This is a genomic window from Streptomyces sp. IBSBF 3136, assembly GCF_036815105.1.
Lineage (GTDB): Bacteria > Actinomycetota > Actinomycetes > Streptomycetales > Streptomycetaceae > Streptomyces.
On the sequence record NZ_JAJSZC010000094.1, the window covers coordinates 1 to 19,569 of the forward strand.

A 19,569-nucleotide genomic window follows, 5' to 3' on the forward strand; every position below is an offset into this window, starting at 1 on the left:
GGCCGGGGGGAGAAGGAGCTGCTCGACGCGCTCTCCCGCCGCAGTGCCGCGCGGGGGGGCCGGGCCCCCCCGGGGGGCGGGCCGCCCGGCCCCCGTTCCTCCGACCATTCCTTTGAGGAGGGCCTTCTCCCCATGACCGAAGTACAGGGAACGGCAGTCGACGTCCCGGCGGCCGACGGCGTCGCCGACGCCTATCTCGCCCACCCCGCCGACGGGAACCCCCGTCCGGCCGTGCTGTTCTACCAGGACGCCTACGGCCTGCGCCCGTATCTGCGGTCGATGGCCGACCGGCTCGCCGGCGCCGGCTACACCGTCCTGGTGCCGAACGTGTTCTACCGGCTCGGCCGGGCCCCGGTGACCGAGCTGCCCGAGTTCATCGACCCGGCCGCCGACCCGACCATCTGGGAGCGGCTCGGCCCGATCGTGGCGTCCCTCACGCCGGAGCTGATCGAGCGGGACGCGGAGTCCTACCTGCGCTGGCTGGCCGACAGTCCGCTCACCGTCGACGGACCCGTGGCGATCACCGGCTACTGCATGGGCGCCCGGCTCGCGGTGTGGACGGCGGCCGCCCATCCCGGCCGGGTCGCGGCGGCGGCCGGGTTCCACGGCGGGCGGCTGGCCACCGACGACCCGCGCAGCCCGCACCGGGTGGTCGGCTCCATCACCGCCGAGCTCTACTTCGGGCACGCCGGTGACGACCCCTCGCTGCCCGAGGAGCAGGTCCGGGCCCTGGAGGAGGCCCTCACCGCGGCCGGGGTCAGCCACCGGTGCGAGGTCTACGAGCACGCGCGGCACGGCTACACCCAGGCGGACACCCCCGCCTACGACCACGCGGCCGACGAGCGGCACTGGACGGCCCTGCTCGATCTGCTCGAACGCACCTTCTGACCCGCCTCGCCGATGCGGCGTCCGGGCGTCCGCCGCACGGCGGGCGCCGGGGAGAATCGTGTCCGACATATTGACATGCACGCGTCTTGACAGGACGCTGAGAGCGCTCTCAGACAGGTACGGACCAATTTCCGTACCACCCCGACCCCACACGGAGGTGGAGAGTGCTCCCCAGCATCACCCGCCCGGCGCTGCCCCTCACGGCCGCCGTGGTCCTGGCCGGCGGCCTCGTCGCGCTGGCCACGCCCGAGCGCGCCGGAGCCGCCGTACCGGACACCGTCCCGCTGAAGATCACCAACAACTCCGGTCGCTCCGAACGGGTGTACGTCTACGACCTCGGCACCCAGCTGTCCTCGGGACGGCAGGGCTGGGCCGACGCGAACGGCACCTTCCACGCCTGGCCGGCGGGCGGCAATCCGCCGAGCCCGGCACCCGACGCGGCGATCCCCGGCCCCGCCTCGGGGCAGTCGGAGACGATCCGGATACCGAAGTTCTCCGGGCGGATCTACTTCTCCTACGGCCGCAAGCTCGACTTCCGGCTGACCACGGGCGGGCTGGTCCAGCCGGCCGTGCAGAACCCGTCCGACCCCAACCGCGACATCCTGTTCAACTGGTCGGAGTACACGCTCAACGACGGTGGGCTGTGGCTCAACAGCACCCAGGTGGACATGTTCTCGGCGCCCTACGCGGTCGGCGTGCAGCGGTCCGACGGAAGCGTGAGCAGCACCGGGCACCTGAAGTCGGGTGGCTACACCGGCTTCTTCAACGCGTTGCGCGGGCAGCCGGGCGGCTGGGCCAATCTGATCCAGACCCGTTCCGACGGCACCGTGCTGCGGGCCCTCTCCCCGCTGTACGGCGTGGAGACCGGGGCGCTGCCGGCGAACGTCATGGACGACTACGTCAACCGGGTCTGGCAGAAGTACTCGACGTCCACCCTGACGGTCACCCCGTTCACGGACCAGCCGAACACCAAGTACTTCGGCCGGGTCTCGGGGAACGTCATGAACTTCACCAACTCCTCCGGCGCGGTGGTCACGAGCTTTCAGAAGCCGGACGCGGACAGCGTGTTCGGCTGCCACAAGCTGCTGGACGCGCCCAACGACAACGTCCGCGGGCCCATCTCCCGCACGCTGTGCGCCGGTTTCAACCGCTCGACGCTGCTGACCGATGCCAACCAGCCGGACACCTCGGCGGCGAACTTCTACCAGGACGCCGTGACCAACCAGTACGCGCGGAAGATCCACGCGCAGATGGCCGACGGCAAGGCGTACGCGTTCGCCTTCGACGACGTCGGCAACCAGGAGTCGCTGGTGAACGACGGCAACCCGCGGCAGGCCTATCTGACGCTCGATCCGCTGAACTGAGCGGACATGCCGACGGTCCCGCACCCCGGACTCGGGGTGCGGGACCGCGGTTGTGTCACATCAGCCGGTCGTCAGGGCGGTGTCGTCCACGACGAAGCTGGTCTGGAGCGAGGAGTCCTCGACGCCGTTGAACTTCAGCGTGACGGTCGAGCCCGCCAGGGAGGACAGGTCGAAGGACTTCTGGCTGTAGCCCGAGGCCTGGTTCAGGTTCGAGTAGGTCGCCAGGGTCTTCGAACCGGCGGTCACCGTCAGCTTGTCGTACGCGGTGCTGGTGGTGGTCTCCGCGGTGTCGATGTGCAGGTAGAAGGTCAGGGTCGCCTTGCAGCCCGCGGGGATCGTCACCGACTGGGACAGGGTGTCGGTGTGCGAGGAGCCGTAGCCGTCCATCCAGGCCTTGTAGGACCCGCCGTGGGCCGCCTCACCGGTGTCGTTGGTGATGACGCCGCTGGTCGCGGTCCAGCCGGTGCTGCCGGACTCGAAGCCCGGGTTGCTGAGCAACTGGGTCGACGTGCACCCGCCGCCGGTCGTGCTGACCGTCCAGCTGAAGCTCGCGGTGCCGGTCGCGCCGGTGGAGTCCTTCACCGTCACCGTGGTGCTGGAGGTGCCGGCCGTCGTGGGCGTGCCGGAGATCAGGCCGGTCGAGCTGTTGATCGACAGGCCGGCCGGCAGACCGGAGGCGCTGTAGGTGAGCGCGCCGCCGTTGGTGCTGCTCGCCTGGACCTGGAGGCTGACCGAGGTCCCCACGGTGGAGGACTGGTTGCCCGGGTTGGTGACCGTCACGCCGTTGCCGGGCGGGGTGACGTGGCTGCCGACGTTGATGCCGGCGAACGCGTTGGCCACTCCGGCGTACTGGGTGGAGTTGGCGCCGTAGAGCGCGGTGGCCGCGTTCAGGGCCGCGGTGCGGGCGGCCGCGTAGTTGGTGCTGGACGTCATGTACGACGTCAGCGCCTTGTACCAGATCTGCAGCGCGGCGGCCCGGCCGATGCCCGTGACGGCGACGCCGTCCGAGGTCGGGGAGTTGTAGGTCACCCCGTTGATGACCTTGGTGCCGCTGCCCTCGGAGAGCAGGTAGAACATGTGGTTGGCGGGACCCGAGGAGTAGTGCACGTCCAGGTTGCCTACGCCGGAGTACCAGCTGTCGGCGGAGCCGCCGTCCTTGCTGGGCTTGTCCATGTAGCGCAGCGGGCTGCCGTTGCCGTTGATGTCGATCTTCTCGCCGATGAGGTAGTCACCGGGGTCGGAGGCGTTGTTGGCGTAGAACTCCACGCCGGTGCCGAAGATGTCGGAGGTGGCCTCGTTCAGGCCGCCGGACTCACCGCTGTAGTCGAGGCCCGCGGTGTTGGAGGTGACACCGTGGCTCATCTCGTGGCCGGCCACGTCCAGCGAGGTGAGCGGGTCGGCGTTGTTCGTGCCGTCGCCGTAGGTCATGCAGAAGCAGCTGTCGTCCCAGAACGCGTTCACGTAGGCGTTGCCGTAGTGGACGCGGGAGTAGGCGCCGACGCCGTCGTTCTTGATGCCGCTGCGGCCGAAGGTGTTCTTGTAGAAGTCCCAGGTCTCCTGGGCGCCGTAGGCGGCGTCCGCTCCCGCGGTGGCCGCGTTGGACGTGGTCCCGTTGCCCCAGGTGTCGTTGGTCTGCGAGAACAGCGTGCCGGTGCCCGAGGTGCCGCGGTTCAGGTTGTACGTCTTGTGGCCGCCGCGCGTCCCGTCGGTCAGCGTGTACGTCGAGCCCGACTGGGTCGTGGTCAGCGTGACCTGGCCGCTGTACTGGGTGTTGCCGACACCGGTCTCGATCGCCTGGTAGCGGTACAGCTCCTTGCCGGTGGTGGCGTCGGTGATGACGTGCAGCCGACTGGGCGTGCCGTCGTCCTGGAAGCCGCCGATCACCGTCTCCCAGGCGAGCTTCGGGGTCCCGTTGCCGGCCCAGATCACCTTGCGGGCGCTGTCGGTGGTGGCCTTCGACCCGGCGAGCGCCTTGGCGGCCTTGAGCGCCTTCGTCTCGGCTGCGGTCTTGGTGTAGGTCGCGGTGGTGGAGCTGACCTTGATGGTGCGCTTGTTGTTGAAGGTCGTGCTCACGGTGCCCGCGGCCAGGGAGGCCGGCGGGGTGTGCACGACCAGGTCGCCGCCGAGGACGGGCAGTCCGGCGTAGGTGCGCTCGTAACGGGTGTGCAGGGTACCGTCGTTGTCCTTCACGACGTCCCTGACGACCAGCTTCTCCTTGGCGCCGAGCCCTAGGGTGCGGGCGGTCGCCGCGGTCCGCGCCTGGGCGCTCTTGATCAGCGCCGAGTGCTGGGCGGTCGTGAGCTTGGCCTCCAGGCCTCCGCTGCGGAGCGGGCTGGGGTGGGGGCCTGCGGGCTTGGCCGTCGCCGGGCCCGCCTGGACACCGACGGCGAGGAAGGCCGCGGTGGAGACCAGTGCGGCTCCGACCATGGCGCGTCTGTGGGGAAGACGTCTCACTCGTACTCCTCCTGCTGCGGCCGCCGGGTCGCGGCCGGTGACAGACCCGGGCAGACGGGTGTGCTGCCCGGGGCGAGCTGAGCTGTGCGCGGGGACCGTGATCCGTGTGCACATGGGGAGGTGCTGCGTAGCGGGGGGAGGATTTCAGCTTTGTCCCGCTCATGTCAGCGAGTTGGCGGGCATTCGAGGGTTTTCCCTATGCCCCCGGCACCCCGTGCCGTCCGACTGCGTGACGACGGCGTCGAGTGTTCGGAGCCCGGTCGGCAACGCAGGCGGTGGGCAGCGTACTTGGGGCCTGGACCGGCCGGTTGTTACGGTGCACCGCGTGTCTGAATCGTCACGCGATACCGCGCGGGGCGCCGGCTGGGGATCCTCCCGGCGCGGCGTCTACCGGCAGCTGATGCCCGACCACGTCGAGAAGTTGTCGTGGCTGAACCCCAGGATCCTGTGGGCCGCCCGCAACGGTGTGCTGGCGTCGTGGTTCGGTGACCCCACGGGCCGTACCCGCGGCCGCTGGGTGGCGCGGCGGGCCGAGGCGGGAGCGCCCGCCGACAAGGTGATCCGGCGGGACGTCCCCGACCGGTTCTCCTTCATGGTCCTCGGGGACACCGGTGAGGGCGGCGAGTCCCAGTACGCCGTCGTGCCCGGTTTCCTGAAGGTCGGTCAGGGCACCGACTTCGCGGTGATCGCGAGCGACGTGATCTACCCGGTGGGCCACGCGGACGACTACGGCGACAAGTTCTTCCGGCCGTACCAGGACTACCCGGCGCCGATCTACGCGATACCCGGCAACCACGACTGGTACGAGGACCTCGGCGCGTTCATGCGCATCTTCTGCGCCGACCCCGCGCCGCTCGGCTCCGAGCCCCCGCCCCGCCCGCTCACCCGCGCCTGGTGGCGCGCCATGCTCTGGCACCGGCCGCGTCCGGGGGACGACGAACGGCTGGCTCAGGCACGGCGGTTGAGGGCGGCGCCGGAGCAGCAGGCCATGCAGCCGGGCCCCTACTGGGCGATCGACGCCGGGCCGGTGCGGATCGTCGGCATCGACACCGGGCTGCTCGGCACGATCGACGCCGAACAGGGCGCGTGGCTGCGGGAGGTGTCCCGCGGGCCCCGGCCGAAGATCCTGGTCACCGGCTCCCCGCTGTACGTGGACGGCGAGCACCACCCCTGCGCCGTCGAGGGGGGCGGCACGGTCGACGACCTGGTCCGCGACCCGGACCACCACTACGTGGCCGCGATCGGCGGTGACATCCACAACTACCAGCGCTACCCGGTCGACGTGGACGGCCGCACCGTGCAGTACGTGGTGGCGGGCGGCGGCGGCGCGTTCATGCACGCCACGCACACCATCCCGCGGGTGTCGGTCGCGAACGTCACCGAACGCGAGTTCCGCTGCTATCCGCTGCGCGGTGACTCGCTGGCCTTCTACAGCCGCCTGTACGGCCACCGCCTGCGGCTGCGCCGCTTCTTCACCCTCACCGAGTCCGAGGCGGCGGCCGTCGTCGCCGAACGGCTCGGCATCGAACCGGGCAGGGCACCCGGCCCGGACTCCCGGGTCACCCGGCGCACCCGCCTAGTCGCGAGCCTGCTGGGGGCCGGCGGCCGCCCCGACCGCACCTCCCGGTTCCGGCTGCCGGTCCGCAAGATCTACACCCAGCTGTTCTCCCCCGGCTCGGCCACCTACAGCCCGCCGTTCTTCAAGTCCTTCCTGCGCCTGGACGTCACCCCGGACGCGGTGCGGCTGCGCTGTTTCGCGGCCACCGGCAACCGTGAGCAGGAGATCGACCCGCCGGTGGAGGACGAGGTCACCATCCCCCTGAACTGATCACACGGTTGTCACATCCGGCTGCGAGAATCGGGGACGGGAGCGGCGCCACCGCCGTGACCGCCCTGCGACCGCTGGAGGAGCCCGTGCCGTCCACTCCCCGCCCGCTGCGCAGGCTGGGCTTCCTCACCATCGGCCTGTTCGACGGGGCCGACCCGGGCCCGGGACACGCGTCCACGCTGGAGATCATCGAGCTGGGCGAGCGGCTGGGCTTCGACAGCGCGTGGGTGCGCAACAGGCACCTCCAGTACGGCATCTCGTCCCCGGTCGCCGTGCTGGCGGCCGCCTCCCAGCGCACCCGGCGGATCGAGCTGGGCACCGCGGTGATCCCGCTGGGCTGGGAGAACCCGCTGCGGCTGGCCGAGGACCTGGCGACCGTGGACATCCTGTCCGGCGGCCGGCTGAACCCCGGCGTCAGCGTGGGCCCGCCGATGCACTTCGAGCACGTCGGGGAGGCCCTCTACCCGGACACGGCGGACCGCGAGGACTTCGGCCCGGAACGGCTGCGGCGGCTGCTGGACTTCGTACGGGGCAAGCCGGCCACCGCCTTCAGCGGGACGGAGGGCTTCGAGGTGTTCTCGGACGTGGTCCAGCCGCACTCCCCCGGTCTCGGCGGCCGTCTGTGGTACGGCGGCGGCAGCCTCGGGTCGGCACGCCGGGCCGGTGAGCACGGCATGAACCTCCTGACCAGCAGCGTGGTGAAGACCGAGGGCCCGCAGGACGCCGCGGGTCGGCCGGACTTCGCGGAGATCCAGCTGTCCCACATCCGCGCGTTCCGCGCCCACCACCCCGACGGCGAGGCGGCCCGGGTCTCCCAGGGCCTGGTGGTGATACCCACCGACTCCGCGAGCCCGGCGCAGCGGGCCAGGTACGAGCGGTACGCGGCCGAGCGCCTGCCACGGACCGCCTCCCCGCAGGGCCCGGCGCGGCTGCTGTTCGCCCCCGACCTGGTGGGCACCTCCGACGAGCTCGCCGAGCGGCTGCGCGCGCACGCCGCGTTCCGCGAGGTCGACGAGGTCGCGTTCGCCCTGCCCTTCTCGTTCGGGCACGAGGACTACGTGCAGATCCTGACGGACCTGGCGTCCAAGCTGGGCCCGGCGCTCGGGTGGCGGCCGGCGGGCTGACTCACCAGCGGCCCGCCTCGCTGCCGGTGACCGGCTCGGACGGCCTGCCGTCCACGCCCACCGGTACGTCCCCCGTGAGCATCACCCGGTGCATGATCCGCGGGTGGCCGAGGTGGGCGCTGTCGCCGGGGGCCAGGTGGATGGTGGCCCGGTTGTCCCAGAAGGCGACGCTGCCGGGCTCCCAGCGGAAGCGGACCGTGTACTCGGGCCGGACGGCCTGCTCCAGCAGCATCTCCAGCAGGGCCGCGCTCTCGGGCCGCGAGACGCCGCTGATCTGCTCCAGGTAGTAGCCGTTGACGAAGAGCACGCGTTCCCCGGTCTCCGGGTGCACGCGGACCAGTGGGTGCACGGAGGCGACCTGGTGGTCGAGCAGATGGCGGAGGTAGGCGTCGTCGCCGGGCCGGGGCTGGTAGCCGACGCCGAGCCGGTGCTCGGCGCGCAGGCCGTCCACGAAGGCGCGGACGGGGGCGGAGAGCCCGGCGTAGGCCGCGGCCAGGTTGGCCCAGGTGGTGTCACCCCCGTAGGGCGGCACGGTCTCCGCGCGCAGGATGGTCGCGGCCGGCGGGTCCACCCGGGCACCGTGGTCGCAGTGCCAGCCGCGCAGCAGGGTGTGGCGGCGGCGCTGTAGCCATTCCTCGTGCTCCATGCCGAAGCGCCCGCCGAGTTCCAGCCGGTCGGCGGTGGTCTCCACCTCGGGGAAGCCGGCCGGTGAGGCGCTGCCTCGGCGGCCGAGGACGACCGGTTCGCCGAACCGGCGGGCGAAGGCGACGTGGCCGGCGTGGTCCAGGCGCTGCCCGCGGAAGAAGACCACCTTCCAGCGCAGTACCGCCTGCCGGATCAGGGAGACGACGGCGTCCCCGAGCGGTCCGGCCAGGTCCACGCCCGCGATCTCCGCCCCGATGTGCCCGGCCACCGGCCGCACCTCGACGCCCTCGACGCCCTCGGTGTCCTCGGTGTCCGTGGCCCTGTCCGTCGTCATGCGCACTCCGCTGCTCGTCCGTCCGGTCGACGGCATCCCTACCCAGCCGGGCCCAGGGATGTCGCCCGGCCCGCCGTTGACAATATGCAGGCAATTGCCTGCATAATCGAGGTGGGACCACAGGGACGACGAGGGAAAGAGGACGCCATGGACACCACCCCGCTCCGGGACGCCTACCGGGCGCTGCTGGACGCCGCCGCCACGGTCGCCGACTCCGCCGGGCCGGACCCCGTGCCCCCGGCCGGAGAATGGGACGCCGACCAGATCCTGGCGCACGTCTCCCTCGTCACCGCCACCACCCTCGCGGCCGTCTCCGCCGTCGCCTCGGGGGCCCGGACGACGTACGACAACCGCCTGGCGCTCGACACCTGGACCATCGACCGCACCGTCGCACTCGCCGGCGGCACCGCCGGGCTGCGCGAGCGCGTCCGCCTCCAGGGGGACGCCCTGTGCACGCTCGGCGGCCCCGCGCTCGGCGAGGCCGAACTCGACACGCCGGTGCCCACCGTGCTGCTGTCCAACGGCAAGCTGCTGATCGACCAGCCGCTGTCGCTGCGGGACCTCCTCACGGGGCTCGCGGAGACGGAACTGCCCGGCCACACGAATCAGCTCCTGGCCCTGCTGCCCGACGCCGCCTGAGCCCGGCGGCCGCCCCCGACCGCCCAGCGGCGCGCTATCCCTCCTCGATCCGCTCCTGCCTGCCGTCGGGCCGGGACGCGCTGAGGCTGCCGAGGATGTCGAGGAGTTCGGCGTCGCGGCTGCCGGGCCGCGCGTGGAAGACGACCAGCGTGAGGCCCCCGGTGCCCTCGACGGCGAGTTTGTCGGACTCCAGGTCCAGGTCGCCGACCTGCGGATGGCTGAGGTGGCTGGTGCGGGCCCGCCGGGGCCGCACGTCGTGCCGGCCCCACAGCGTCCGGAAGCGTTCGCTGCGCAGGGACAGCTCGCCGACCAGGTCCCGCAGCCGCGCGTCGTCCGGGTCGGGCCCGGCGTGGGCGCGCAGGGCGGCCACGCCCTCCTCGGTGAGGTCGTCCCAGTCCCGGCGCAGGGCCCGCTCGGCCGGGTCGAGGAAGACGGCGCGCAGCAGGTTGACGCCCGGCCGGTAGTTCGGGGTGAGGGCGGTGGCGAGGGAGTTGGCGGCCAGGCAGTCGGTGTAGCGGTTCTGGATGTAGGCGGGGTTGCGCGGCCAGCCGTCGATCAGCTCCAGGAGGCTGTCCGGCACCCGCTCCGGTCGCCGGCCGGCCTGCGCGCGCGATGCGGGGCGTGCCGTCGCGGGCCGGTCCTGGGCCAGTCCGAGGAGGTAGGAGGTGGCGTCGGGGTCGAGCCGCAGCACCCGGGCGAGGGAGCGAAGGACCTGCGCGGACGGATTGCGGTCGCGGCCCTGCTCCAGGCGAAGGTAGTAGTCGGAGCTGATACCGGAGAGCATCGCGACCTCCTCGCGGCGCAGCCCCGGTACCCGGCGCAGTCCCGAGCCGGGCAGCCCCACGTCCTCGGGCCTGACCTGCGCCCGGCGGGCACGCAGGAACTCGCCGAGCGCGTTCGTACCGTCCATGACACCACCGTACGGCCGTCGCGGTGGCCGTGACTGGTCCCGCCACTCCCAGGAACGCGGGGGCACTGCCGCCGGGGAGCCGTCCGGCGCACCGTGGTGAGCGAGGACGGGTCACCGGGGAAACGGGGGCCCGGCACATCGCGAGAGGTACGTGAGGTACGACATGACTGCACAGCTCGGCGGCACCTTCACCCCGGCCGACGGACCGACCCTGACGCGGATGGGCTACGGCGCCATGCAGCTGGCCGGTCCGCACGTGTTCGGGCCGCCCGCGGACCGGGCACGCGCCGTGGCGGTGCTGCGCGCCGCGGTGGAGGCGGGCATCACGCACATCGACACCGCCGACTTCTACGGGCCGGTGGTGGTCAACGAGATCATCAGGGAGGCCCTGCACCCCTACCCGGACGGCCTGCACATCGTGACCAAGGTCGGGGCGCGGCGGGGCGCCGACGGCGGCTGGATCGTGTCCCGGCACCCGCACGACCTCAGGGCGCAGGTCCACGACAACCTGCGGAACCTGGGCGTCGAGGTGCTGGACGTGGTCAATCTGCGGCTCGGCGACATGGACACCCCGAACGAGGACTCCGTCGCCGAGCAGTTCGGGGCGCTGGCGGAGCTGCGGCGGCAGGGCCTGATCCGGCATCTGGGGCTCAGCGCGGCGTCCGTGGCACAGCTGGAGGAGGCGCGGGCGATCGCGCCCGTGGTCACCGTGCAGAACCTGTACAACCTGGCCCACCGGGAAGGCGACGAACTGGTCGCGCGCACGGCCGCGGAGGACATCGCCTTCGTGCCGTACTTCCCGCTGGGCGGTTTCAGCCCGCTGCAGTCGGAGACGCTGTCGAAGGTCGCCGCCCGGCTGGGCGCCTCGCCGCAGCAGGTGGCCCTGGCCTGGCTGTTGCGGCGGTCGCCGAACATCGTGCTGATCCCGGGCACCTCGTCGCCCGACCACCTGCGGGAGAACATCGCCGCCGCGGCTCTGGTCCTGCCCGCGGACGCGGTCGCCGAGCTGGACGCGATCGGCGGCTGAGGGGCGGCCCGGACGGGTACCCGGGGCTCCTGGGGGGACTCGGGCACCCCGGGGCCCTTGGGGCGGACGGACGGAAGGAGCCGCACGTGGCTACGGAGGACCGGCTGCGGACCTACCGCGGCAAGCGCGACTTCGAGCGGACCCGCGAGCCGTCGGGGAACGCGCCCGCGGACCGGGCGGACCGGCCCCGGTTCGTGGTGCAGATCCATGACGCGCGGCGGATGCACTTCGACTTCCGGCTCCAGGTGGGCGACGTGCTGAAGTCCTGGGCGGTGCCGAAGGGGCCGTCGGCCGACCCCGGGGACAAGCGGATGGCGGTGCCCACCGAGGACCATCCGCTGGAGTACGAGGACTTCGAGGGCGTGATCCCGAAGGGCGAGTACGGCGGGGGTGCCGTGATCGTCTGGGACCGCGGCACGTACGAGCCGCTCAGCCACGACCGCCGGGGCCGCCCGGTGGACTTCGCGGAGTCGCTGGAGAAGGGGCACGCCTCCTTCCGGCTGCACGGTTCCAAGCTGCACGGCGAGTACGCGCTCACCCGGTTCCGCGGCGGCGCGGACGAGGAGGAGGCCTGGCTGCTGGTGCACAAGGGTGCCGCCCGGACGGACGGGCACGGCACCCCGGACCCGCGCCGGGCCCGCTCGGTACGCACCGGCCGCACCCTCGCCCAGGTGCTCGCCGACGACCGGCGGGAGTGACCGCGCCACGGCTGCCGGCCGCCGCGGGGCGCGCCGAGGTGGCGGACGCGCGCGCCCGGCCGCATCCGGATCATGCCGTTCCGGCCCCGACGTGGCCGAAAAGCCTCTAAGTTCGCGGCGACACCGGCCCGCGCTCCTGGAGGCTTCCGCATGCGCATCGCACTCCGCACCGCCATAACCGGCGCCGTGACCGCCGCCACCGTCCTGACCTGCGGCACGGCGGGGGCGACCCCGGCGGGGCCGGGCGTGACCGCACGGCTCATCAGCCGGACCACCGTCGGCGGCACCGACTACACGCTGCGGGAGATCACCATCCCGCCCGGCCAGAGCACCGGATGGCACTACCACGACGGTCCGCTGTACGGCGTCGTGAAGCAGGGCACCCTCAGCCACTTCGACTCCGACTGCGCTTCGGACGGCGTCTACCGCCAGGGCGCGCCGATCAAGGAGCCGGCCGGCCCCGGCAACGTCCACATCGGGCGCAACCTGGGCGACACCCCGGTCGTCCTGGACGTCCTCTACGTGCTGCCGCACGGTTCCCCGTTCTCGGAGGACGCGCCGAACCCGGGGTGCCCGTTCCAGTGATCAACCTCCGGGCAGGGGCTGTTCCGCCCAGATCGTCTTGCCTCCGCCCGTCTGCCGGCTGCCCCAGCGCTGGGTGAGCTGGGCGACGAGCAGCAGACCGCGCCCGCCCTCGTCGTAGGCGTGCGCCCGCCGCAGGTGCGGTGAGGTGGAACTGGCGTCGGACACCTCGCAGATGAGCGCCCGGTCGCGGATCAGCCGCAGCTTGATGGGGGGTTCGCCGTAGCGGATCGCGTTGGTCACCAGTTCGCTGACGACCAGTTCGGTGACGAAGGCGGCTTCCTCCAGGCCCCAGGCGGCCAGCCGCTCGGTGGCCGCCTGCCGGAAGGCGGCCACCTGGGCGGGGTCGGGCGGGACGTCCCAGGTGGCGACCCGGTCGGTGCCGAGGGCGCGGGTGCGCACCACGAGGAGGGCGACGTCGTCGGTGGGCTGCTCGGGCAGGACGGCCTTGAGGACGTTGTCGCTGAGCGCCTCCAGGGAGTCGGCGGGCGCGCCGAGGGCGCGGCGCAGTTCGTCGGTGGCGCGGTCCACGTCGCGGTCGCGGCCCTCGACCAGCCCGTCGGTGTAGAGGGCGACGACCGACCCCTCCGGCAGTTCGATCTCCGTGGCCTCGAACGGCAGTCCGCCGACGCCGAGAGGAGGTCCGGCGGTCATGGGCACGAACTCGGGGGCGTCCCCGGGCAGCACGAGGGCCGGGGCCGGGTGCCCGGCGGCCGCCATGCAGAGCCGGCGGGAGACCGGGTCGTAGACCGCGTAGAGGCAGGTCGCGCCGAGTTCGGCGACCTCCTCCCCGCTGTCGTCGGAGGCCAGGTGGGTGACCAGGTCGTCGAGGTGGGTGAGGAGTTCGTCCGGGGCCAGGTCGACGTCGGCGAGGGTGCGTACGGCGGTGCGCAGCCGGCCCATGGTGGCCGAGGAGCGGATGCCGTGCCCGACCACGTCGCCGACGACAAGACCGACCCGGCTGCCGGAGAGCGGGATGACGTCGAACCAGTCGCCGCCGATGCCGGCCAGCGACCCGCACGGCAGGTACCGGTGGGCCACCTCGACCGCGGCCTGCCGGGGCAGTCCCCGGGGCAACAGGCTGTGCTGGAGGGCGTGGGCGGTGCTGCGTTCGCGGGCGAAGCGGCGGGCGTTGTCGACGCAGACGGCGGCGCGGCTCGCGAGTTCCTCGGCGAAGACGGCGTCGTCGGGGGCGTAGCTGTCCGGGTGGGCCACGCGGACGCACACCGCGACGCCCAGGGTGGTGCCCCGGGCCCGCAGCGGTACCGCGATCATGGAGTGGACGCCCTCGCGGAAGCGGCGTCCCTCGGGCGAGCGCGCGTTGCGCTCGGCGAGCCAGTCGGTGAACGCCGGCTCGCCGGCCTGGCCCAGCACGGCGCGGCCCTCGCGCAGGGACCGGGCCGGGGGCGAGGACGGCAGGTAGAGCTCCGTCTCGCCCAGGTTCACGGCCGCGCCCGGGTTGCCCGCCCGGGTCGAGCCGTGGGCGACGCGGCGCAGCGGGACACCGCCGTCCGGGACCATCGGCGGTTCGTCGTCGCCGAGGACCCATTCGAGCAGGTCGACGCTGGCGAAGTCGGCGTACCGCGGCACCAGCAGTTCGACGAGTTCCTCGGCGGTGCGCACCACGTCCAGGGTGGTGCCGATGCCGGTGGCGGCCTCGTTCAGCAGGGCGAGGCGGCGCCGGGCCCAGTACTGCTCGCTGCTGTCGAAGGCGGCGAGGGCGACGGCGGTGAGCTCGCCGGAGCCGTCGCGCAGGGGCCACATCTCGATGCTCCAGGCGTGCGCCCCGTCCGGGGTGGGGGCCTCGGTGCTCTCGTAACGGACCGGCCGGCCGGTCTCGGCCACCTGGCGGAGGTGGCTGACGAAACCCCGGCTGTCCTCGGCGTCCCCCACGGTCTCCAGGACGAACCGGCCGAGCAGCGACTCCTCGGGCACGCCCATCGTCCGGCACGCGGCGCTGTTGGAGCGTACGTAGCGCTGCCCGAGGTCGAAGACCGACATGGACATGGACGCCTGTTCGAAGGCCTGGGCGGCCACCATGGTCCCGGACGGTTCGGCGGTGACGACGTGCCCGGCCGGTCCGCCGTCGGGACCGAGGACCGGGCAGGCGGTCAGGGTCAGCTCGACCGGGTGTCCGTCCCGGTGCCGCAGCACGACGGTCCCGGTGCGGGCGGCGAGGGCGTCCGCGGGCACGTACCCGGCGAGCAGGTCGCCCACCGGGCGGCCGACGACCTCGTGTGCCGCGTGACCCGTCAGGAGTCGCGCGCCCTCGCTCCACCCGGTCACCCTGCCCTGGGCATCGATGATCGCCGCGGCCGCGAGACGCTCCATAGCCCCCAGGATGATCCGATCGGCCCGGGGGCTCAACCGCGGCGGCCGCGCCTCAGCCCTTGCGGGCCCGCAGGACGGACAGCGCCCGGTCGGCGTGGGTGTTCATCCGCAGCTCGCTGCGGACGACCTCCAGGACGGTACGGTCCTCGGCGATCACGAAGGTGACCCGCTTGGTCGGGGCGAGCGTGAAGCCCCGTTTGACCCCGAACCGCTCGCGCACCGCCCCGTCCGCGTCGGAGAGCAGCGGCATGCCGAGGGCGTGCCGGCCGGCGAACTCCTGCTGCTTGTCCACGCCGTCCCCGCTGATCCCGACCGGGCGGGCGCCGACGGCGGCGAACTCCGCGGCGAGATCACGGAAGTGGCAGGCCTCGGCGGTGCATCCCGGGGTCAGGGCCGCGGGGTAGAAGAACAGCACCACCGGACCCTCGGCCAGCAGCTCGGTGAGCCGCCGGGTGGTGCCGGTCTCGTCCGGCAGGGCGAAGTCCTCGACCTGCCGGCCGATCTCGACGCGCTCGCTCATGACCGGCCCTCCCCGCCGCGGGCGACACCGCGCGCCCAGAGCACCAGGGGCACCTGGAGGGGCAGCCGGGCCAGGGCCGCGTTGCGCTGCGGCGCGGGCCGGTGGCGCCAGTCGACGGCCATCTTCACATTGGCCGGGAAGACGCCGACGAAGAAGGCCGCGGCCGCCTTCGCGGCCACGGGCCGCGTGCGGCGGGCGGCGATGCCGGCCGCCAGCGCCAGTTCCACGACACCGCTGCCGTACGTCCACGTCCGGGGCGAGCCCGGCAGGGCCTTCGGGATCGTGTGGTCGAACTGGCGGGGGGCGGCGAAGTGGGCGACGCCGGCGGCGGCCAGCAGGCCGGCGAGCAGCAGGGGTGAGCGTTCGGACCGGGGCACGGTTCCTCCTCTGGTGACCTGCCGCCGGATATTACTCGACGGTAGGCCACCCGGGGGCGCGTGTCGGGCCGTTCACGGAGACGGCAGGACGGTGGCACGCCCGGCGATGGAGGGCCAGGTGGGCCGAGTGGTGCGTGCCCGGGGACGTCCCCGGCGTCCCACGGGACGCGGGGACGGCATCCCGGAGGCCCGGCGTGGCAACGCTGGCTGTCGTGATCACCGTTCGTGGTCACGAGAACGACAGCCGGAGGTTTCCATGATCCGACGGACTCTCAAGAGCGGTCTGCTGGCCACGGTCGCGGTGCTCGCGTTCCTGCCCACGGCCGGGGCGGCACCGGCGAGCGCCGCGACGGCCCCGCGCCCCGCACCCACCACCGCCCAGTACCCCGGGCACCACGCGCGGCACCGCGTCCACCGGTCGCACCGCCGCACCTACCCCGCCCTCGGCCGGGTCGCCACCCGCCACGCCCGGCTGAACGTCCGCTCCGGACCGGGCACCGGGTACCGGGTCGTCGGGCACCGGCACATGAACCGGCTGCTGGCGGTCGTCTGCGAGACGTACGGCACCGGGGTACGGGGCAACCACCTCTGGTACCGGCTGCCCCACCACCGGGGCTACGTCACGGCCCGTTACGTCGTCACCAACCGTGCCGTGCCCTGGTGCTGACGGCTCCGCGGCGCCGTAACCCCTGACTGCCGAAGGCCTGTTCGATGACCCCCGAACAGGCCTTCGGCGCACGTACGCGCCTCACCATCCTCATACCCGCCGGGGGTTGCGGAGCGCGATCTTCCGGGAAGCCATTCCGGCATCAGGGGCGAAAGCGCCCATAGCGGAATGGGAGTAGAGGGACGCGCGATGCGGCATCCCGAAGGATCGGCCACGCCGGACGAGTCGCTCACGGCGAGACTGCGCGAGCTGAAGGACGGCACGGGACTGAGTCTCGCGGCACTGGCCGCGCGCACCCCGTACAGCAAGTCGGCCTGGCACCGCTATCTGACGGGCGCCAAGCGGCCGCCGCGACCCGCGGCGGAGGCGCTCAGCCGGCTGGCCGGCGTCGATCCCGCCCCGGTACTGGCCCTGTGGGAGGCGGCCGAGCCGCCACCCGCGCCGAGTCCACCGGACGGGGCCGAGCGGACCAGCCGACCGCGGTGGCTCTCCTTGTCGGCGCTCGCGCTGCTCGCCTCGGCCGCGGCGGTGGGCGCCGCCGTCACGGTCTCCGGCCGCTCCGGCGCGCCCGCCCCGGCCGCGCAGACGCTGCTGACCGTGCCCCGCTGCCACGCGCGCTCCTGCCAGGGCCAGTTGCCCGACGCCTCGGAGTGCGCCCGGGACGCGCAGACGCGGAGCAGGGTGGCCGACCCCGACTACGACGTCCTGCTCCGCTACTCCCCCACCTGCGGCACCGCCTGGTCCCAGGTACGGATGCGCTCCGCACCGGCCCGGGAGGTGTCGGTACGGGCCGGACATGACGTGCTGTCGGCGAGCTACCCGGCGGGCGACCCCACCGGCGACACCAGCCCGATGCTCGCCGTCCACTCCCCACGGGGCCTGGAGGCCTGCGCCGAGATCGCCGACCAACTGGCCTGCACGGGCCTGGACGTGGAACCCCCGGACGAGGGCTGACCCAGGTCCGGCGGGGGGCCGGAGGACGCCCGCCCGGAGCGGTGGCCTGGAGGACGCCCGCCCGGAAGAGGGCGGCGCGGAGTCGGCGGCCCGGAACAGGGCGTACGGGTCCCCCGGCAGGGAATCCGCGCGCGGGGCGGCGGTCCGGATGTCCGGACGCCGCCCCGTTCAGGGGAACCGCCGCCGAAAGGCGCGTGCGCGGGCGGGCCGCGGTCGACACCTTCTGCCGTGACCCCCGTGAAGCTGCCGTTGATCCCGCCGATGCTCGCCACCCCCGGCTCGCTGCCGGCCGCCGCGCAGGACGAGCGGTGGGCGTACGAGACCAAGCAGGACGGCCAGCGGGTGATGGTGTACCTGCCCGGCGACGGCAGCGTGCTGCTGCGGGCCCGCTCCGGGGAGGACATCACCGCCGCCTATCCCGAACTCCGGCCGCTGGCCGCCGCGCTGGGCGGCACGGCCGCCGTGCTGGACGGCGAGGTGCTGGCCCTGGACGCGGGCGGGCGGGCGGACTTCCAGTTGCTGCAGAGCCGGATGGGCCTCGCGCACGCCCCGGCGCGCGCGGCCCGCCGGGCCGCCCGGGTGCCGGTCCACCTGGTGCTGTTCGACGCGCCCTACGTGGCGGAGCCGCTGCTCCGGCTGCCCTACACCCGGCGGCGGGCCCGGCTGGAGGAATTGGGACTCGCGGGCCCGCACTGGTCGACACCGGCCGCGGTGACCGGGCACGGCGCCGAGGCGCTGCGCGCCACCCGGGAGCACGGGCTCGAAGGGCTGGTGTGCAAGCGGCTGGACTCGGTGTACGAGCCCGGGGTGCGCTCGCGTGCCTGGATCAAGATCCGCCACATGCGCAGCGAGGACGTGATCATCGGCGGCTGGCTGCCCGGCAGGGGCCGGCTGGCCGGGCTGCCCGGCGCGGTGCTCGTCGGCCAGCGCGCCGGCGGCAGACTGCGGTACGTCGGCGGCGTGGGCACCGGCTGGAGCACCGCCGAACGGGCCGCTCTCGCCGCCCTGCTGGCGGCCGAGGCCACCGACATCTGCCCCTTCGATCCCGTGCCCAGGATCCCGGAGGCCCGCTGGGTGCTGCCCCGGCTGGTCGGCGAGGTCAGCTACTCCACCCGGACCAGGGACGGGATGCTGCGCCAGCCGTCGTGGCAGCGACTGCGCCCGGACCTCACCCCGGAGGAGTCGGCGGCGGACCTGCCCGAGGAGCCCTGACGAACGGCGGGAGCCGGACGGCAGGAACGGGCCGGGGCGGCCCGCCCGAGGGTCTATCGTGTCCCCCATGTCCGTCCCGGAACTCATTCGCATCGTGTCCCGTGACTCGCCCATGGCCCTCGCACAGGTCGAGCGCGTGCGCGCCGAGTTGGCCGTGCTGCATCCCGAAGTCCGTACCGAGGTCGTGCCGGTGAAGACCACGGGCGACAAGTGGCTCGGCGATCTCTCCCAGGTGGAGGGCAAGGGGGCGTTCACCAAGGAGGTGGACGCGGCCCTGCTGGCCGGGGAGGCGGACCTCGCGGTGCACTGCGTCAAGGACGTGCCCGCCGACCGGCCGCTGCCCGCCGGGACGGTGTTCGCCGCGTTCCTGGAGCGGGACGACATCCGTGACGCGCTGGTGCACCCGGACGGCCTCACCCTGGACGAGCTCCCGGCCGGCACCCGCATCGGCACCTCCGCGGTGCGCCGCATCGCCCAACTGGCCGCCACCCACCCGCACCTGGAGTGCGTGCCGTTCCGCGGCAACGCCAACCGCCGGCTGGCGAAGCTGGCCGCCGGCGAGGCGGACGCGCTGCTGCTCGCGGTGTCCGGTCTGGAGCGGATCGGCCGCCGGGACGTGATCAGCGAGGTGCTGTCCCCGGAGACCATGATGCCGCCGATCGGCGCGGGCATCCTCGCCCTGCAGTGCCGGGAGGGCGACAGCGAGCTGATCGACGCGGTGAGCGGGCTCGGCCACCCCGGGACGCACCGTGAGGCCACGGCCGAGCGGATGTTCCTGCATGTGCTCCAGGGGCACTGCAACAGCCCCATCGCCGGTTACGCGCGCGTCGACCGGAGCGGTGAACTGTCCCTGCGGGCCTGTGTGTTCACCCCGGACGGCAAGACCCGGCTGAACGCCCACGAGTGGGCGGGCCGGCTCGACGCCGCGACGCTGGGCACCTCGGTCGCCGTGTCGTTGCTGCGGCAGGGGGCGCGGGAGATCATCGACGGCATCCCGCACTGACCGGGACCGGGC

The 19,569-nt window shown here is 73.4% G+C and carries 18 protein-coding genes; 12 read left to right on the top strand and 6 right to left on the bottom strand.

Annotated features, from left to right (window positions below; all coding sequences use genetic code 11):
• Positions 1-132 precede the first annotated feature (132 nt).
• Both V7E45_RS20840 and V7E45_RS20845 read left to right on the top strand, forming a co-directional pair.
• Entirely contained in the window at positions 133-888 is a 756-nt protein-coding gene (locus V7E45_RS20840) for a dienelactone hydrolase family protein (RefSeq protein WP_333775711.1), read from the top strand.
• 164 nt (positions 889-1,052) lie between these two features.
• Positions 1,053-2,252, top strand: coding sequence for a glycoside hydrolase family 64 protein (locus tag V7E45_RS20845; RefSeq protein ID WP_333775712.1), 1,200 nt, complete (start codon positions 1,053-1,055; stop codon positions 2,250-2,252).
• Between the two features lie 60 nt (positions 2,253-2,312).
• On the opposite strand, the gene V7E45_RS20850 is transcribed toward V7E45_RS20845, so the two are convergent.
• Entirely contained in the window at positions 2,313-4,679 is a 2,367-nt protein-coding gene (locus V7E45_RS20850) for a M4 family metallopeptidase (protein ID WP_333775713.1), read from the bottom strand.
• 352 nt (positions 4,680-5,031) lie between these two features.
• On the opposite strand from V7E45_RS20850, the gene V7E45_RS20855 reads away from it, so the two are divergent.
• Together V7E45_RS20855 and V7E45_RS20860 are read left to right on the top strand one after the other, a co-directional pair.
• Entirely contained in the window at positions 5,032-6,534 is a 1,503-nt protein-coding gene (locus V7E45_RS20855; RefSeq protein WP_333775714.1) for a metallophosphoesterase family protein, read from the top strand.
• Positions 6,535-6,620: 86 nt separating this feature from the next.
• Positions 6,621-7,658, top strand: a complete 1,038-nt coding sequence (locus V7E45_RS20860) for an LLM class flavin-dependent oxidoreductase (RefSeq protein WP_333775736.1) — start codon at positions 6,621-6,623, stop codon at positions 7,656-7,658.
• Position 7,659: 1 nt separating this feature from the next.
• Here V7E45_RS20860 and V7E45_RS20865 read toward each other — a convergent pair whose 3' ends face one another.
• Positions 7,660-8,637: a TauD/TfdA dioxygenase family protein gene (locus V7E45_RS20865; RefSeq protein ID WP_333775715.1), complete on the bottom strand. Its 978-nt coding sequence runs from the start codon at positions 8,635-8,637 to the stop codon at positions 7,660-7,662.
• A gap of 147 nt (positions 8,638-8,784) precedes the next feature.
• Here V7E45_RS20865 and V7E45_RS20870 point away from each other — a divergent pair, with 147 nt between their 5' ends.
• Positions 8,785-9,276: a hypothetical protein gene (locus V7E45_RS20870; RefSeq protein WP_333775716.1), complete on the top strand. Its 492-nt coding sequence runs from the start codon at positions 8,785-8,787 to the stop codon at positions 9,274-9,276.
• 34 nt (positions 9,277-9,310) lie between these two features.
• Here V7E45_RS20870 and V7E45_RS20875 read toward each other — a convergent pair whose 3' ends face one another.
• Positions 9,311-10,186, bottom strand: a complete 876-nt coding sequence (locus V7E45_RS20875) for a helix-turn-helix domain-containing protein (RefSeq protein WP_333775717.1) — start codon at positions 10,184-10,186, stop codon at positions 9,311-9,313.
• Between the two features lie 163 nt (positions 10,187-10,349).
• On the opposite strand from V7E45_RS20875, the gene V7E45_RS20880 reads away from it, so the two are divergent.
• The 3 genes from V7E45_RS20880 to V7E45_RS20890 all read left to right on the top strand — a co-directional run bounded on the left by V7E45_RS20880 (position 10,350) and on the right by V7E45_RS20890 (position 12,496).
• On the top strand, positions 10,350-11,213 hold the full coding sequence (locus V7E45_RS20880) for an oxidoreductase (protein ID WP_333775718.1): 864 nt from the start codon (positions 10,350-10,352) through the stop codon (positions 11,211-11,213).
• An 86-nt stretch (positions 11,214-11,299) separates the two neighbouring features.
• Complete coding sequence (locus V7E45_RS20885) at positions 11,300-11,911, top strand: DNA polymerase ligase N-terminal domain-containing protein (protein ID WP_333775719.1); 612 nt, start codon at positions 11,300-11,302, stop codon at positions 11,909-11,911.
• 150 nt (positions 11,912-12,061) lie between these two features.
• Positions 12,062-12,496: a cupin domain-containing protein gene (locus tag V7E45_RS20890; protein WP_333775720.1), complete on the top strand. Its 435-nt coding sequence runs from the start codon at positions 12,062-12,064 to the stop codon at positions 12,494-12,496.
• Here the strand turns inward: V7E45_RS20890 and V7E45_RS20895 are convergent, their stop codons facing one another.
• From V7E45_RS20895 to V7E45_RS20905, 3 genes are read right to left on the bottom strand one after another with little or no spacing between them, the layout of a single operon-like run.
• A complete protein-coding gene (locus tag V7E45_RS20895) occupies positions 12,497-14,824 on the bottom strand; it encodes a SpoIIE family protein phosphatase (RefSeq protein WP_333775721.1) in 2,328 nt (775 codons plus the stop codon).
• A 52-nt stretch (positions 14,825-14,876) separates the two neighbouring features.
• On the bottom strand, positions 14,877-15,344 hold the full coding sequence (locus V7E45_RS20900) for a peroxiredoxin (protein ID WP_333775722.1): 468 nt from the start codon (positions 15,342-15,344) through the stop codon (positions 14,877-14,879).
• Entirely contained in the window at positions 15,341-15,721 is a 381-nt protein-coding gene (locus tag V7E45_RS20905) for a DoxX family protein (protein ID WP_333775723.1), read from the bottom strand. Before V7E45_RS20905 ends, V7E45_RS20900 begins: the two co-directional genes overlap by 4 nt.
• 256 nt (positions 15,722-15,977) lie before the next feature.
• Here V7E45_RS20905 and V7E45_RS20910 point away from each other — a divergent pair, with 256 nt between their 5' ends.
• From V7E45_RS20910 to hemC, 4 genes are all read left to right on the top strand, one after another.
• Positions 15,978-16,388: an SH3 domain-containing protein gene (locus V7E45_RS20910; protein ID WP_333775724.1), complete on the top strand. Its 411-nt coding sequence runs from the start codon at positions 15,978-15,980 to the stop codon at positions 16,386-16,388.
• Positions 16,389-16,577: 189 nt separating this feature from the next.
• A complete protein-coding gene (locus V7E45_RS20915) occupies positions 16,578-17,342 on the top strand; it encodes a helix-turn-helix domain-containing protein (protein ID WP_333775725.1) in 765 nt (254 codons plus the stop codon).
• A 237-nt stretch (positions 17,343-17,579) separates the two neighbouring features.
• Entirely contained in the window at positions 17,580-18,554 is a 975-nt protein-coding gene (locus V7E45_RS20920; protein WP_333775737.1) for an ATP-dependent DNA ligase, read from the top strand.
• A 67-nt stretch (positions 18,555-18,621) separates the two neighbouring features.
• Complete coding sequence (hemC, locus tag V7E45_RS20925; protein ID WP_333775726.1) at positions 18,622-19,557, top strand: hydroxymethylbilane synthase; 936 nt, start codon at positions 18,622-18,624, stop codon at positions 19,555-19,557.
• The last annotated feature ends 12 nt before the right edge of the window (positions 19,558-19,569 follow it).